Source organism: Corynebacterium sp. HMSC065H09, from assembly GCF_001812845.1.
GTDB lineage: Bacteria > Actinomycetota > Actinomycetes > Mycobacteriales > Mycobacteriaceae > Corynebacterium > Corynebacterium jeikeium_D.
The window spans coordinates 1-17,423 of the sequence record NZ_KV810592.1 but is presented as its reverse complement, the minus strand read 5'-3'; the positions used below and the strand labels follow the sequence as shown (position 1 = coordinate 17,423).

The following is a 17,423-nucleotide window of genomic DNA, read 5'->3' as shown; positions in this document are numbered from 1 at the left end:
TTAGGTTTACCTATGTAGTCAATGATGAAAGTGGCGCAATTTTCATGCCAGACTCCCCGGACGTGACCACCCTTCACCGAATCTCGGTGCCCGCGGATGCGGAAGCCCTCGTTTTCCCGGACCCCTACCGCTCGAACGTCGAGCTCACCGAATCGATGTCCACCGTCGATGTGCGCATCCCGGCGCACTCAGCAGTGACCTATAGCTTTCAATCCGGCGAGCTGAAATATCCCGATCCACATAACGCACACGGCGCAGGCCCACAGGCGAGCCTATTGAGCGGCGATTCTGTGGACCAGACACTCTGGCCGCCTCGCTCCCCAGAAGTCATCGCGGACTTGCCCGGCGCACGCCTGTCCATCGACCGGAAGGTATTCGGCAGGCGCTGCACCGCGCGCCTCGATGACCGCGGTGCGGATACCACCGTGGTGTTTTTGGATGGCGATGACTGGATCCATCTGCATGACCTCACGGGCGCACTGGACCGGGCAGTCACGGCAGGGCTTATCCCCCAGATCAACCGCGTCTTCCTGCCGGCAGCCAAAGACCGCAGCGAGGAGTACACCTCCCAAACATTCGCCAGCGCACTGGCCACCGAGCTTCCGCCGATCATCAACAGCAGCCACATAGTCCTGGTGGGGCAAAGCTTCGGCGGTCTCTCCGCCCTGCGCGCAGCTCTTACGGCTTCCACCGAAACCACGCCTGCAATCAAAGGAGCCATCGCCCAGTCCCCTGCCGTCTGGTGGTCCGCTGACCGTTCTGCAGAGCTCGCGGACACGCTCTCGGACGGGCCCGCAGGAGGCGACATTGCCGCACAGCTCACTGGCCCCTCACTCGAAAATCCTGCGGCTCACAGTGGCTCCGGTCTGGCACGCATCGTACTGACGTGCGGTGCAGAAGAGCCGCCCATGCAACGACACGTGGATGCAGTGGCCGATGCCCTGACACGCCGCGGCTTTCCCACCACCAATCACCGCACGCCCGGTGGCCACGACCCTGCGATGTGGCGCCACGGGATCATCCCGGCACTCGCCGAATTGCTGGGCTGAATCTACGAGCGCGCCTCCACAAACTCCGCCACGCGCTCGACTGTCCGCAGACCGTAGAATTCGCGCACGCCAACCTCCACTCCCAGCTCTCCACGCAGCAGTGCGCAGAGCTTGATGACCGCCATGGAGTGCCCACCCATGTCAAAGTAATCAGCATCCACCGGCACGTCCTCGGGCTCAATATCTAGCGATTCGGCAAACAGCTCCGCCGTGATCTCCTCGGTTTCGTTCGCCGGTTCGCGGCCCTTCTCCGTGATCCTTTCTCCCTCACCCAGTGCAGCAAGGTCGGTCTTTCCATTCGACGTCACCGGCAACTCATCCACGATCGACCATCGATCCGGGATCATGTAGCTGGGCAGTTCCTCGCGCAATGCATTACGCACGCCAGTCAGGAAACTCTGCCGCTCCCCCTGGTCCGCATCGCGCAGTTGTGGGGCCACGAGGTGACAGGCCAGGAGTGTGGCGTCGGATATACGAACAGGAACGGTCACGCAGTGGAGGATGCGGGGATCAACGCCGCGGGACACGGCGGCCGAGACGTCGCCGGGATCCACGCGGTGACCACGAATTTTCACCTGATCGTCGCTGCGTCCGAGGTACTCGAACATGCCATCCGCACGCACGCGGACGATGTCTCCCGTGCGATACATCCGCTCACCCGGGGCGCCCCACGGGCAGGCGACCATGGAGCTGGCGGTGCGCGCCGCGAGCCCATGATACTCCTGCGCTAAGCCGCTGCCCGCGAGGTAGAGCTCACCCGGCGCTCCTGTAGGAACGGGGCGCAACCACGGGTCCAAAACGAACGCCGCCGTGCGATCCACCGGCATTCCGATCACGGGCGTGGCGCTCTCATCCGTGCCAGCACCCAGGGCGTTGATGGTGTACTCGGTGGGTCCATAGAGGTTGTATCCGCGCACGTCATCGGCCTTTCGCAAGGTCTCCCACACGCCGTGCGAGACAGCCTCGCCGCCCAAGAGCACCAGCCGCGGGCGATGCGCGCCGGATTCCAGCATCCCCTCCGCGAGCAGCTGCTCGGCAACGGTCGGGGTGACGTTGATGACATCCACCTGATGCGCGCGAATGGCCTCAACCATGGCCGCAGCATCGCGTCGCAAATCCTCGGAGAAGATCCGCACCTCGTGGCCTTCCACCAGCCAAAACAGCTCTTCCCACGACATATCGAAGGCGAAGCTGATGGCATGCGCGATCCGCAACGTCCGCCCATCGGCAGCAGCTGGGGCGAAGATCTTGCGCCGGTGATTGTCCAGCATGTTGTGCAGCCCGCGATGCTTGATCACCACGCCCTTGGGCTTGCCGGTCGATCCGGAGGTGTACATCAGGTAGGCATCGTCCCCGGGCACCGCCGCAGGCGTGTGGGTGGTGGCGTGGGAATCGGCAGTGGTGACGTCGACGCAAGGAAGCGCACCGATCCGCTCCATGCGCTCCCGAGAACTCGAGTCCACCAGCGCGGCTGCGGGCTGGCTGTCCTCCACGAGGACCCGGAGCCGCCCATCGGGGTGCGTCAGATCAAGCGGCGCGTAGCGCACCCCTGCCCACAGGGCTCCCAGCAGAGCCACCACCGAATGCGCGGAGCGCTCCACCGCAATGGCGACAGTATCGCCGCTGGTCACGCCGCAATTCTTGATCTTTTCCGCAATGTCGGAACAGCGAGCAATCAGCTCACCGAACGTCCACTGCTGTGCGTCATCCGCTAGCGCGATGCGATCTGGGAAGCGCTGGGCGGTGTCCTTGAGCTCATCCGCAATGGTGCGGTCAATGCCTTCGGCCTTCTGCCAGGAAGCCATCTGCTCCGTCGTGCTTTGCGGGGAAGAATCCTCCGCTCGGGCTGGCGCCAACTGGGCCAGCTGAGCGAGCGGGACCTCTGGTGTGTCCACAAACGCGGTCAGGACTTCGGTCGCGGCCTTGAGCACGGAATGTGCGAGGGACTCGTCCACCACGTCGTGGCGGAATTCCAGCTTGATGCCCAGCTTCGGCCCCGGAGTGAATACCCAGGTCAGAGGGAAGTGCGTGGAATCTTCCGCGCGCTCCTCCACAACCCCGTGGCGTTCCCGAAGTTCCGCTGCTGCCTGCGGATCGAGGAAGTTCTGCACCACCACCATGGAATCGAACAGCGTGCCTACCCCCAGCTGCCGCTGGATGGCGCCGAGGTCCGCGGAATCGTGGTCCATATCCTCGATGCGCTGGCGATAAACATCCTGGACCAGTTCTTCTATGCTCTGGCCGGGCCGAGCTGTCACTCGCACTGGCACTGTGTTGAGCAGCACTCCCACCACATCAGACATGGCGGGGTCGCTCAAGGCATCGCGGCCACTGACAGACTGACCAAACACCACATCCGAATCCCCTGTGACAGCACCCAAGGCCACGGCCACGGCTGCGTTGACCACGGAGGTCAACGTCACGGCCTGCGCCCGGATCTTTTCCTGCAGTGCGCCGGTCAGCTGCTCGCTGACCTCGGCAAACACCTGGCGAGGCAACTCGCTACCAGCGTGCTCTGAAGAGATATCCGCGGCCTGCGGGGCAACGAGCGTGGGCTGAGACAACGTCTCTAGGCGATGTACCCAATAGTCGCTATCTGCCTGCTCTTTGCGAGTGTCAACGGACTCGAGCAGGGCGTCAGCAATAGAACAACCGCGAGGAACCAACTCTCCCGCACCCTGCGTGCGGGCCTGGCCGGACCTCAACGTCAGCCTCTCGAGGAAGGTTTGCAGCATCACTGCACGCGACCAACCATCGACCAGAACCAGGTGGTAGGTAAGAAGCAGCGTGTCGCCAGGCTGTCCGTCACTTCGGCCGGTGACGATGGTTGCCTTCGCCAGCGGCACGGATGCGAGATCGATGCCCGCGCTGCGATCAGCGTGCATGATCGCCTCGAGATCCCCTTCGGTGGTCTCGACGGGGAGGTCAATGCCCTGTCCACTCCACGGCAAGTTCTGCACGGGTTGGCCGGAAGCATCGGTGTGGAACTCCGCGCCCATGGCTGGATGCACGGTCACTGTGTCCCGGAAGGCTTCCACCACGGCCTCGGCATCCAGTCTCCGGTCAAACGTCAACGCAGTCTGTGCAACGTAGGCACCCGGTGCTGCCACCTGTGACTGGAACCAGATTCCGCGCTGCAGCACGCTCAGCGGAGCGCGGCGTCCTGAGGATTGCTCGCGGCTGACGTGCTCCTGCAACTCGCGAGCAACCTCGCCGATGGCGCTGCGCAAACGCTCGGCGGAAATCACCGCATTCACCACGGACAGCTCCATGCTTACGGCCCGCTCGCTAGACCACACATCGGCCTCCACCAGGTAATCCGTCCACTGGCAGGCGGCATCGCCCGGCGCGTGGAGGACAGCGCCAGTCTCTCCCCGTCCGAGGTAGTTGACCAGGATCTGTGCCCCATGGGCCAGGGTTCGCTGCCCTTGCGGGTGTGTGTATCGCAGTGCCTGATAAGTGCGGCGGTCCGGGGCTGTGCCGTCCTCGTGGAGCGCGCGCATTTCCGCTGCGGCACGTGCTGCATCCGCTGGATCAGCCAACGGGATTTCCACCGGCGCGATGGTGGTAAACCATCCGAGGGTTCGACCATAGGAATGATCAGCCGGACGTCCGTGGCCTTCTACGTCCACGGCCCAGCTCCGCGCGTCCGTGCCCATTGTTCGAGCCACCGCGACGGTCACCAGTCCTGCCACGAGGTCCTGAACGTCCACACCCATCACGTCGGGTGCAACGCTCTGCAGGACCTGCGCGGTCTGTCCGTCAATGTTCACTTCGAGCGTGCTCACATGATCCGTACTCCACTGGTTCGAGTCCTCGACGGGCCGTGGCAGCGTAGCCAGTTCACTCCAGTGCAGGGCATCCTGAGCTGCTGCGGTGTGAGCATCGTGCAGTTCTTGCAGGCAAAGATCCTTGTAGCTCGCCTGCCCGGAGAGAATCCTGCGCCCTGCGAGCGCATCGCGCAGATCGTCTTCCAGAATCATCCAACTGGCGCTATCGATCACCGCGTGATGAGCAACGGCCTTGACGTACCCATCCACACACCCGAGCACCACGCTACGACCAGCAGCAATATCGATGTGATCGATCAATGCATCCACGTCCAAAGCCCGCACAACCATAGGGCCGTCTCCCTCGGCACCAACAAAGTGCGCGAACGCAGAACTGGTGTCCACGCGCGTACGAAGCATCGGATGTGCCTGCGCTACCTGCTGCAGGGCCTGTTCCAAGTCCTCCACAGCGACTGGCCCCAGATCCAAGCGGCGCGCCTGCACAAAGCGGTCGCTCATGCCTCTTTCCATCTGCCTGCGCAGCATCGCCGGGATGGGGAAAGCCCCCGAGATCTCCTGGTGCCCGTCCTTGGGCAGGGCTTCTTCCTGGCTCTGCCTTGTTTCCTGGATTTTCTGCTGGGTGGCCTGCGGCGTGACCCGCTCGGCAATCTTGCGTGGCGTGCGGCCCAAGAAGAAGTCCCGCGGAGTCACGTTGAGATCAGCGCGCGCCAGCGCGTGAGTAACGCGGATGGCAAGAATACTGTCTCCACCTAAGCGGAAGAAGTCCGAGTCCGGCTCCACCTCGGCGCGGTCCAAGCGAAGTGCATCAGCAATTGCCTGCGAGATCGCCTCCACCAGATCCGAGGTGCCCGAAGCCTGCTGAGCAGCAGGAATCTCACCCAGAAGGTCCAGGATCGCGCGCTCATCCCGCTTGCCATTGATGGTCTGCGGCACCTGCGTACTCACCGCGAATAGCTGCGGAACCATGTAGGCAGGGAGCGCGTCTCGGGCCGCTGCGGCAGCTCGGGAGGTGATCGCCTTTGCGTCGGCACGAGAATCCGTAATCAACAACGCACCCGGCACCTGGCCTTCGGGCAGATCGACGACCACCACGGTGGCCTCCCGCACACCGCTGACCTTCTCCAGCGCGCTCTCGATCTCCCCCAGCTCCACGCGATAACCGCGCAGCTGCACCTGCCTATCGGCGCGGCCCACGTAATCCAGATGACCGTTGTTCAGCACCTTTGCCATGTCATTGCTGCAGTACATCCGCGCGCCGCCGCCAACGAAAGGATCGGCCACGAAGCGGGAGGCCGTGGTAGAAGCAAGCCCCCAATAACCCGCGGTGACCTGCGGCCCGGCAACGTACATCATGCCGGTCTCTCCAGGCTGCACCGGCTGTAATTGCGCGTCCAGAACATAGGTACGCAACCCGTCCATCGGGCGGCCGATCGGGCTGCGGGCCTCCCCTGCATTCTCGGAGCATTCGTGTGCTGTGACGTGCACTGTCGTCTCCGTGATGCCATACATGTTGATAAACCGAACATTCGGATGAGCACTGCAGTAGGCAGCCTCCGCGCGGGCCTCCAAGGCCTCGCCGCCGAAGATCACCGTGCGCACCGCAGAGTCCTGCCCGAGGTGCGGCTCCAACGCGGCAAAGGCGGTTGGGGTCTGGCTCAGCACCGTGATGGCTTCGGCACGCAACACCTCTGCGGCATCCTCGGGCGAGCGCATCAGCGCATACGGCATCACCACGGCACGCCCGCCGGAGCTCAGCGCTGCCCACATCTCCCACACCGAAAAGTCAAAGGCGAAGCTGTGGCTGATCGACCACACGTCCTCCTGCGAAAACTCCACGTGGCTGCGAGCATTGCCCAGCATCGCGGTCACGTTGGCGTGTGTGACGGCCACGCCCTTCGGCCGCCCTGTGGAGCCGGAGGTGTAGATCACGTAGGCGATGTCATTGGCACGGGCCACGCTTGCCGACCGGCCCGCAGGCGGCTTCGCTTCCCCGCTCATCGTCTGTTCACTGACCACGAGGACGGGACAATCTACCAGCTCAGAGACCATTTTTTCCGCGCTGGGAGACACCAGCACGGCATCGGGCTGGCAATCCTCCAGGATCAATTCCACCCGCGCTTGCGGGGACAACGGATCCACGGGAACGTAGGTGCCGGCGGACATCGTGGTCGCCAGAATGGCCGCAACCTGCCACGCATCGCGCTCCATGAGCAGGGCTACTCTCGGGGTGTGGATGGCAACCTTCCGGTCCAGCACAGCGCGTATACGCTGAGCGGCGTCGTCTAGTTCTTCGTAGGTCCAATGCTCCGCAGCACCGTCTTCTCCGATGCTGGTCAGGGCGGGCCGGTCGCGGGAGTGCTCGAAGCTGCGTCGCCACAAAGAAGGAAGCGTGTCCACACCAGATACCGCACCCAACGCCTCTGCAACCTCACCCACGGTCGCCACCGCACCGGATTCAGACAGCAAAGAATCCACACTCACCGCGAGCATCTGCGCGATCCTTTCGGCACGTACCTCGGTGATTCGCTGCGGATCGTAGATCAGGCGCAGTGGGTGCTCAGCGGAAGGGTTGACCACGACGGACAGGGGAAAGTGCGGCGCGCCATTGTTGCGCACGTCAGCAACCTGTAGTGGCGAGCCGGGGCAGCCCACGTCCTGTGGAGATAGCGGCACCTCCACCACCATCAACGTATCCAGCAGTTCGCTGGCGTTGGTTCCCAGGTCGCGGGCAATATCAGCCAGGCTGACGTGCTGCACATCGCGGACCTGATTGTTGTGATGGACCATGGCGTGCAGCATGCTGGTCACCGGCAGGGTGGGATCAGATTGCCCCGGCGCGACCACCGGGATGGTGTTGAGCTGCATGCCCACGGCATCGGCCACGCCAAGAACGGGAATGTCACGGCCGGAAACGGAAGTGGCAAACACCACGTCAGCCCCAGGTTCGCAGCCCACCAAGGTGCGAAGGACCAGCCCCCACGCCGCGTGCACCACATCCGGCAGGCCCACACCCGCTGCCCGAGCACGCTCAGACAAGCCAACAGTCCGCGGATCGTCTACCAGCAACTCCCGGCGCTCGAGCGAACTCGAAGGATTAGGGCACAGCACCGTGGGGCGTACCTCGCGCATTTCCTCGCGCCAGACGGACATATCGGCTTCCGCGTCTCTGCGCGCCACCCATCGCACGCTGCCGGCCATTCCGGCGTCCGGGTCGTAGCGCGGGATTCGGGCATCGTCATCCCGGTAGATCTCCAGGAGATCCCGCAGCATGATGGGCACGGACCATCCGTCGGCGATCAGGTGATGCACCGTCTGGATCACGGCGATGTCCTGGCCACACACCGCACCATCGACACTGGTCGGGAGCACAACGGTCCATCGCATGAGCGGCTCGGGCGCGGCATCACCGGGCGGCTGCAAGGAGATTCCCCGCGAGAGGTCATCAGCGGCAATCTCTTCCGTACGCTGCACGAGCCACCCGTCTAATCCAGGCCCAGCCAACTCGGCAGGCACCGTCACGTCCCGAAAGTCCACCCGCAAATGCTCGGCAATCCCCGGATCAATCACGGCAACCACATCGCCACCGTCAGTTTCCCAAGGGCGGGTGCTCAGTGCGGGGTGGCGTCGGATCAAATTACGCGCAGCGCGGGCGAATCGCTCCCGGTCAAACGGTTCGCTGCATTCCACCCGCAAGACCTGTTGCTCCACATACGAGCTGGCCGATTCCTCGAATAGCGAGTGGAAGTACATGCCGTGCTGCAGCGGGGTCAGCGGCAGCACGTCCTGCAGCTCCGCGGAGCTCTGCGCAGTGATTCGTGCCAGGTCCGCAGAGTTCACGGGTGCGGGGGCAACGTCGCCCACGGACAACACGCCGTGATCGGCAAGCGCTGCCACCTCGCGCAATGCCACATCCCAGTGCGCGACCAATTCGTCGATCCGTTCGGGGGAGATCCTGCCGCGCGCCCAGGAGATCGTGGTGCGCAGGACGTATCCCTCGCCGGTGTCTTCGGCGATCGCGTTGAACTCCAGCTCGCGGACCAACGGCTGGTCCGGGTCGCGTTGCTCGCCGAGTTGGCCGGTGGAACCCGCGGGAGCGAAATCTTGTGCTCCTGCGGATACGCGCCCCAAGTAGTTGAACAGCACCTGTGCCTGCGGAGGGGTCTTCGCGGACTGATGCAACCAGGTGTGGGCCTGGTAAGGAACGCCGTTGCCGGGGATGGCCGCGAGCTGGTCTTTCACTGCGTTGAGTGCCAGCGCTAGCGGGGCGATGCTGCCCTCGACCTCTGTGGAGGCCTCCTGCACTGCCGCCCGGGTGGGGTCGATCAGCATGGGATATAGGCAGGTGAACCAGCCCACCGTGCGTGAAAGGTCTGCTTCCCTGCCCTGTGGCCCGGGTACGAATCGGGTTTCGCGGCCGTGCCCCTCCATCTCCACCAGGGTCCATGTTTGTTTGTTTCGACGCCAACGCGCCAACGCCACGCTCAATGCCGTAAGCAATACGGAATTCGCCCCCGTGCGGAAAGCGTGGGGCACCGCACCCAGTAATTCGTCCGTGATCTGCACTGATGCCTCATGTACCACGCTGCGCTCCTCACGGACTGTGGGCGCTTTCTCGGGACTATCAGCAAGCGCTGGCACCTGCGGGTCCCGCAGAGGTTCATCTGCACTCGGCAATGGGGGCAGGGAACTATTGGCATCCTCCGCGAATTCGCCAGTATCAACGGCCTGTTGCAGCAGCTGCGTCCATCGGCGCAGGGACGTCCGCTCCGGCGCGAGCTGTTCCCCGCGATACGCCGCGGCGAGGTCCTCGCCGATAATGTTCCATGACACGCCATCGACCACCAGGTGATGCACCACAAGGCGCAATCTTCCGGGCACCAGCCCAGCCGCTACCACCACTCCGACTGCCGGATCCAGCAGTTCAGAAAGCGCAGCGATGTCCGTGGTGGGGTGGATCGCCACCGCTTCTTCGGCAGATTCCTCCGGGAGTTCCAGCCGCAAGGGATTCCGCTGCACACGGGCCCGCAGTGCAGGGTGCGCCTGCAGCACGTCAGCCACCATTCGCCCGGCCAGCTGCGCATCCACATCTTCTGGAACTGAAAACTCCACGGACTGAATGAAGCCGTCCACGTGATCAGTAATGGAATCGAACCAGCGCAGAATCGGCAGCGACTGCACCTCACCGGTTGGTTCATCGTCTGGATCCTGCACGAAGGTTCCGCGCTCTTCGGCGCACCGAGCCAGTTGCTGTGGAGTGCGCGCAGAGAAAATATCTCCCACACTCACCTCCACCCCGCGCCGTCCCAGAGCCGAGACCAGGGTGATGGCCCGCAGGCTATCGCCACCGATATCGAAGAAGTCCGTCTCCGCACCCACCGCGCTAACCCCCAATGCTTCAGCCATTGCCTCCGCGAGCAGAGCAACGGTTTCCCCGTCACGTTCAGCATCGGCCGGGGCATCAGTGAGCGAGCTCCAATCAGGTTCCGGCAGTGCCTTCCGATCCACTTTTCCGTTGGCCGTCCGCGGCAACTCATCCATGACGGTGATAATCGCGGGCACCATGTATTCGGGCAGTACCTCGGCACACCAACTACGGATCGCAGCACCCACGAGGCCCGCAGTCACCGTCACGTAGCCCAGCAGTCGCCCCTCCCGAGCAATCACGCTCGCCGCCTCCACATCTGGGTGTCCCACCAGCGCAGATTCCACGTCCTCCAACTCCAGACGCATGCCACGGATTTTCACCTGATTATCGGCCCGCCCCACGAATTCCAGCGAGCCGTCGTTGTGCCGGCGCACCAGGTCTCCCGTGCGGTACATCCGGGTTCCGTCCGACGCAAACACATCCGCAACAAAGCGGCTGGCCGTGAGTCCTGGGGCATTGATATACCCCTTGGCCAGCAGGAATCCGGCCACATAGAGTTCACCAATTTCTTGGTCTGGAACCACCCGCAGGTGCTCATCGAGCACATAGAGCCGACAGTTGGGATTGGCCACACCGATGCTCGTGTTGAGGCGATCCTCGTCGTCACGGTAGATGACGTGGGAGACACCGATGGTAGCTTCCGCTGGCCCGTACCCGTGGTACAGCGGGATGGCCAGCTGCTGGCGAAAGCGACGGAACAGCGCCTGGGTGAGCATCTCTCCGCCACACCAGACATGCCGCAAGCTGTCTAATAGATTCGTGCCTTCGGCCTGTTTGAGCATGACGTCGAGAACACTCGAAACCAGATACGCAAACGTCACGCCCTCGCGATGGATGAGGCGGGCCAAGCGTTGGGGGTCTTGCTCCACGCCCGGCGCGGCCACCACCACGCGGCCCCCGCAAACCAGCGGCAGGAAGATCTCATTGATGGAGATATCAAAGGCCAGCGGTGCCTTGAACAGGGAGGCATCATCGCGGCCGAAGAACAGGATCTGATCGCGCTGCCAGAGCAAGCGCTCCACGATCGCACCGTGGCGGATCATTGCGCCCTTTGGGCGGCCGGTGCTGCCAGAGGTAAAGATGACGTACGCAACGCTGTCCGTGGACGGCGGGGTGAACAGCTCGCGGGTGGCATCGAGGTCGAATAGCGCGTCTTCGGTGAGCGCGCAGTTGTCCGGCGTGAGTACGAAGCTCAGGCTGGCATCGTGGGTGACGGATTCCCGGCGCGCCTGCGGCCACGAGGGGTCTAGCGGGACAAAACTGCCACCGGCGAGCAACGTGGCGACGATACCCACCACCATCTCCGCGCTGCGCGGCAGGGAGATTCCCACACTCTGACCAGCGTCAATACCGTGTTCCCGCAAATTTCGCGCTACAGCAGTTGCATGGGCGACGAGCTGCGCATAGGTCAGTCTGTGCCGGTCATCCACCACTGCGAGCGCATCCGGGGTCTCCTGCGCATGCTGCAGGAGCAGGCTAATCAGGTCCGGGCGATCGCGATCCTGATCCGTGTCATTCCATATGCGCTGCTGGGCGATCCGATCCTGTTCACTGCGGCCATGACCGATGACGGCGCCGCCATCTCGAGAAGCAAGCGTATCGCCAGAGGAAAACGGAGTGTGAGCAGACGATCGGGTGGGCACAAAGAGCCTTTCGGTTGATGGGGAAACAGGGAATCAGACGCGGATGGCGGACGTCGGGCTAGGTGTCAGCCAACCTCAAGCGGAGCACGGCTCGGGAAAATCAGCCTGCGATCAGGTGCGAAGAATCCCGATGTTGCTCGGAGCGGAGATCTTCATCCGCCGGCGCACGATGCGTGCGTTGCTGACCCGTGATGGCCTCCACCAGTTCCCCGGAGCGGGTCGCGATGTTGGAGAGCAACGTGGAACCGAGTCCATGCGTGGCCTCAGTTGCTCCCTGCACGAAGAGTCCTGGCACGCGCTCGCCATTGAGCACGGCGCCGTAATCCCTAGTGACGGTGAATTCTTCACTGCCGTGACTATCAGCGTGAATCCCCGCAAGACCGCGAGATCGGAAGCCCGTGGCGCACACCACCACGTCAAAGTTTTCTGTCACCACGTCTCCGGTTACTCGGTGGCGAATGTCCACGTCGACGCTGCCGTCGGAACAATTACGCGCACCGAGCACCTCCGTGGTCCGGCGAATATCGAGCCGCTGACGCCCGGTGACGCTTTCCCGATACTGACGGTCGTGGAGCTCATCGAGGAGCTCAGATTCCACGCAGGCGTAATTGGTGTACCGGTGGCGGATCAACAGCTCGTTGCGGATCGCATCGGGCGCATGGAAGAAGTCATCAACGGCCTCCGGGTCGAACACCCGATTGGCGAAGGGGCTGTCATCGGCGGGGATGAAGCCGTAGCTGTTCAAGCTGCCCGTGACGGTATCGATATGCGGGCAATCGTGGAAGTACCGGATGGCCTCGGCTGCGGACTGGCCCGCGCCGATCACCAAAGCTCGGCGGATATCCCACCCACTGTTCAGCAGCTTCTTGGTGCGCGGGAGCAAATCGATGTTGTGGAAGATGCGCGAGGTGTCCAAGGAGCTGTCCTCTGCCCACGCAGGCATCTTGGCTTCCAGCCCGCGGGCAACCACCACGTTGCGGCAGCGAATGGACTCCGACTGCTGAGCTCGCTGCCCTTCGGACTCACCGCTTCCTAACTTCCTGCGGACGTGCACCACAAAACGAGCTCCGTCTGCGGCCAGTTCCGGAAGCGTCTCGATGGACGTCACGGTGGTGTTGTACTGCGTGTCCACGGTGATGTGATCCGCGATCCATCGGAGGTAATCGGCGAATTCCACGCGTTCCGGGGTGAAGGTTTGGCGGTTAATGAAATCAATCAAGCGGTCGCTGTGATGCAAGTAGTTGATGAAGCTGAAGCGGCTCTGCGGATTGCGCACCGTAACCAGGTCTTTAAGGAAGCTGATCTGCATGTTGGATCCTTCGAGGAGCATGCCTGGGTGCCAGTTGAATTCCGGGCGGGCTTCCACAAAGAGTGCATCGAGTTCTGGAGCTTGCTCTTCGATAGCTACCGCGAGCCCGAGGTTTCCGGGGCCGATGCCGATCCCGACGATGTCGCGGACGGAATTTTCGTGGGTACTGCGCTCTGCGGATGTCTGAGCTTGACGATCGATGATGGTCACTATGGCCTCTCTGTAGGATGCGCCAACCAACTTCTTAGGGTAGGCAATGCAAAGGGTAGGCTAACCTATCTTCTATTGCTCAACAACCCCCTAGCGGGAATTGCTCACCCCGCGTCCGCAAACTCCCAGCTAGAGGCTTCACATCAACTACGTCCTCGGCTACCGACTGGAAGGCCCTCCCCACACACAGGACCACCGTGGTACGCCCGCGGCGAATATCTCTCACCGCACGCGCCACTTTCATGCCCGTCATTGAATCCACTGACGAGACCGGATCAACCATCACCAACATCTCCGGCTCAGCCAGTAGCGCTCGTGCCAATCCCAGCCGCTGCCGCTGACCACCGGAAAGATTGCGCGCACCTTCGGTCAGCTCGTGATCCAATACCCCGGCTGAATGAGCCGCCCCCGGCGCCAGTTCATCGAGCCCTAAGGCGTTAAGAATGTCTACTGCATCCTCCGCCCTGCCCTCTCCAGAGCTCCGCAGCACCGCCTGCCCCACTGTGTCCCCAAACAATGCCGGCTTCCGAGGCTCGGCAAGCACAGCGGAACGCACATCGTCTACCGAGATCTCGCAAATATCGCGCCCCCGGATCCACAGTTGTTGAGTTTGTGGCCTAGTCAGGGAGCCAAGCTCCATCGACTCCCCCGCGACCAACGCATCCACCAGAGCATCTGCCCATGCGGCTGAACAGTGCACCACCGTCAGTCGCCCCTCTGCGAACGCCACGGAAGCCTGCTCTGATCCCTCGACCTCGCCGTCTCCTTCGGCCTCACCGTCTCCACCGCGCATGGAAATGGCAGGCGTGCCAATCTGAGCAGATGGCACGCCCTGCCCCTCACGCAGCCGCTGAGCTTCCGCCACGCGCTGCAGCCTCCGAACGGAAGCCCTCGCCAATCCAATGAAGCGCGGCATTCTGCTGCACTGCCGCATCGGCTCCGCGATAAATTGTGACAGCGCCACCACGGTGACCAACTCCCCCAACGTCACATCGCCGGAAATGGTTCGATAGCCCGCGTACAGGCCCACCGCACTCAGCAACAGCACATTGCTGCCCATCGCCACGGCTTCATAACCTCCGCTGACCCACGCGAGCTTCCGAGCATCCGCACACGCCTCTTCAGATTTACGCGCATATCCACGGTAGGCCGGATGCGCGCCAGCCACTCCCGAGATCACCGGCAGCCCCTGCAGAATGTCGGTCATGCGCGCGGTCACTCGCGCGAGCAGAGTTTGTTGCCGCTCCGCGCGGCGTTCAATGATCTGAGACAGCCGGTGCAGGACTATCAACACCACCGCGCTGAGCACCAACACCACCACTCCCAGTGGCAGATCAATCAGCGCCAGAACAATCGTGCAGAAAATGGCTCCCACCAGCGCACTGATCCCCACCGGGACCACTTCGATGATGTCTACCGCCTGCACCACGTCTTCACCCACCACCGTGGGCAATTCCTGGCGAGGCAGACTGTCCGCATCGTCGGAATGCCCACCATGGCTCACCACCTGCGAGGTGATGCCTGCCCGCAATTCACATACGTTCCGAGCCGACGTAGCCTGCAGTATCCGGAACCCTGTCTGCCAGCTCACAGACACCGTCGCCAGCGTAGCGCCTAAGGCTGCGATTCCACCCACCAGGTGCCACACATTCTCGCTAGCGATAAGACTGTGCGCCAACCATCCCAGTAACACCGCAATCATGGCTTCTGCCACGTGGTAGATGCTCAGCAACAAGCCACTCAGAGCCATCGCGCGAGAATTTTTTCTGACCAGCCCGCGCAGCGTCACCACCTTGTTGTCAGACACGCGCCTGCCTCCCCTGCTCATTCCAGGCGGTCCACATATCGGCATATGTTCCGTTTCTTGCTGCCAGCTCCTCGTGCGTACCTGTTTCCACCACGCGCCCGCGCTCCATCACCACCACGCTATCGGCGGAGGTTGCTTGGCTGAGCCGGTGCGCAATCACCATCGCCGTCCGTCCGCGGATCGCCGCGCGGGCAGCGTCCTCCAAGGACATCGAAAAGGCCTCGTGTGATTGCTGTGTTTCCTCGAGGTCACCGTCATCTTCGGCCGTTGATTCGTCAAGAATGACGACGCCAGCCCGAGACAATGCCACCCTGGCCAGCGCCAGACGCTGTGCCGCCACCGCATCTACGTGCAGGCCCCCTTCGCCCAGCATTGTGTCTAAGCCCTGCTTGTCGCCATGGGACAAGGATGTGCACCAATCTTCCGCACCGGTTCGGCGCAGCGCATCCCATATTTCTGCGTCGCTGGCACCTTCGGCTGCCAGCAGGAGATTATCGCGCAAACTCATCGCGAAGACGTAGTTTTCCTGGGAGGCAACGCAAAAGATCGAGCTTCTTTCTTGCGCACTCATTCCCACCACGTCGCACCCCCCAACGGTGATCACACCCGGCTCTGCCATCTCGAGGGTTCCAGAGACAATTTCCGCAACCGTGGACTTGCCAGCTCCCGATCCGCCGACCACGCATACCGTGCACCCCGCAGGGATGTGGAACGCCAAGTCATGCAAGATCTCTGGGCCATCCTCGTACCGATAATTCAGGCCCTTGACCTCTACAGCTGGACTCTGCCGATGCGAGGAGTAGTCATCAATCGGCTGTGGCGTATCCGCACCCGCGGAGCGAATGAGTCCCACGATGCGCCCCAAGGCCGCCCCGCTGCGCTGCAGTTCATCAAAGGTGAACAGAATCGTGCCGATCGGCACGAACTGACGGTGGAACAGAATCAACGCTGCCGAGATCTCGCCCACCGTCACCGCATCTTCGCGGAAGAGCAACCAGCCTACGACAGACAGGGCTGACAACCCCATGAACTCCGCGAAGTTCTCCCGCGCCACCAGCCCGGAAAACACACGAAACGCAGCGATTGATTCGTCCCGCGAAGCCTGCGCGTAGCGCCTGGTGAGACCTTGGCGGCTATCCACCAGCCGATGCGAACGAACCGAACGAATGCCCTCCATAGAACCTTGCAAGGAACCGATGACACCGGCTTCTAATTCGCGTTGGCGTCGATACAAAGGGGCAGAACGAGGAAGATACCATCGCAACCCCAGCGCATAGAACGGAATCCCGCACAGCCCCGCCAACGCGAGGCGCCAATCCAACCCCGCTATTCCAGCGCTGGCCACCACGACCATCACCAGCGCGCTGAGGGTCGATGGAACCGACTTGCGGGCACTGCTCACCAGCGCGGCGACATCCGCACCAACTCGGCCCAGCACCTCTCCCCGGCCCAGGGACTCCACCGTGGTGGAAGGCAGATTCAGCACCGCGGCGACGGCGCGCTCACGCAACTTCGCAACTACCTGGGCAATCGTCACACCCGTCAGCGCCTCCGCAAGGCCAGCGACAACGGCAGTACCAACACACGCCACGGCAGCCCACACAATCACCTTCAGCACGCCAGACTTGCCGTCACCGGCGGCTACCGCATCGATGACGCTGGCCAGCAGATAAATGGGCACCAGAGAGAGCAAGGCACCGGCGAAAGTGAACAGCACCGCACTAATTGCTGGAGTTGCGGTGCGACGGAGCAGGCGGCCAATCTCCGCAGCGGACTCACCAGGCAAAGCAGTGGGAAGTACGGCACTCACTTAAGCGTGAGACTTTCCTGCCGGTTGCAAGGTGGTCCACTCGCGGTCGATGAACTCCATCGCCTCGTCCCGCGATACCCCGCCGTCTACGCCACGGGAAGGGTCTCCCAGAGCCACGGTCCATCCGTCTGGCACGGCGGCGAACGTAGGCCACAACGAGTACTGTCCCTCGTCGTTGATAAGGGCGAAGAAGCTGCCCTGTTCGTCATCAAACGGGTTGCTAGACAACACGCGCTCCTTGTCTCATGATGCGGAAATAACGGGTTTATGGGCTGCGTTGGCCAAAGTGGTGGCACAAGTGCAGCAAGCGTGAATTAACTTAGCATAACCTAATATGCGGCTTTTGAGGGTTAAGTAAAGAAAAGTGTGTCCGCATGCC

The 17,423-nt window shown here is 62.7% G+C and carries 6 protein-coding genes; 1 reads left to right on the top strand and 5 read right to left on the bottom strand.

Features of this window, described 5'->3' with window-relative positions; all coding sequences use genetic code 11:
- Positions 1-62 precede the first annotated feature (62 nt).
- Entirely contained in the window at positions 63-1,049 is a 987-nt protein-coding gene (locus HMPREF2878_RS07525) for an alpha/beta hydrolase (RefSeq protein WP_224784305.1), read from the top strand.
- Between the two features lie 2 nt (positions 1,050-1,051).
- Here HMPREF2878_RS07525 and HMPREF2878_RS07520 read toward each other — a convergent pair whose 3' ends face one another.
- From HMPREF2878_RS07520 to HMPREF2878_RS07500, 5 genes are all read right to left on the bottom strand, one after another.
- Complete coding sequence (locus tag HMPREF2878_RS07520; protein ID WP_011274123.1) at positions 1,052-11,908, bottom strand: non-ribosomal peptide synthetase; 10,857 nt, start codon at positions 11,906-11,908, stop codon at positions 1,052-1,054.
- Positions 11,909-12,008: 100 nt separating this feature from the next.
- Positions 12,009-13,427, bottom strand: coding sequence for a lysine N(6)-hydroxylase/L-ornithine N(5)-oxygenase family protein (locus tag HMPREF2878_RS07515; RefSeq protein WP_011274124.1), 1,419 nt, complete (start codon positions 13,425-13,427; stop codon positions 12,009-12,011).
- Positions 13,428-13,506: 79 nt separating this feature from the next.
- Positions 13,507-15,234, bottom strand: coding sequence for an ABC transporter transmembrane domain-containing protein (locus HMPREF2878_RS07510; protein ID WP_011274125.1), 1,728 nt, complete (start codon positions 15,232-15,234; stop codon positions 13,507-13,509).
- Entirely contained in the window at positions 15,227-17,044 is a 1,818-nt protein-coding gene (locus tag HMPREF2878_RS07505; protein ID WP_011274126.1) for an ABC transporter ATP-binding protein, read from the bottom strand. The genes HMPREF2878_RS07510 and HMPREF2878_RS07505 overlap by 8 nt, the downstream gene beginning before the upstream one ends.
- Positions 17,045-17,272, bottom strand: coding sequence for an MbtH family protein (locus HMPREF2878_RS07500; RefSeq protein ID WP_011274127.1), 228 nt, complete (start codon positions 17,270-17,272; stop codon positions 17,045-17,047). It lies immediately after the preceding gene.
- Between the last annotated feature and the right edge of the window lie 151 nt (positions 17,273-17,423).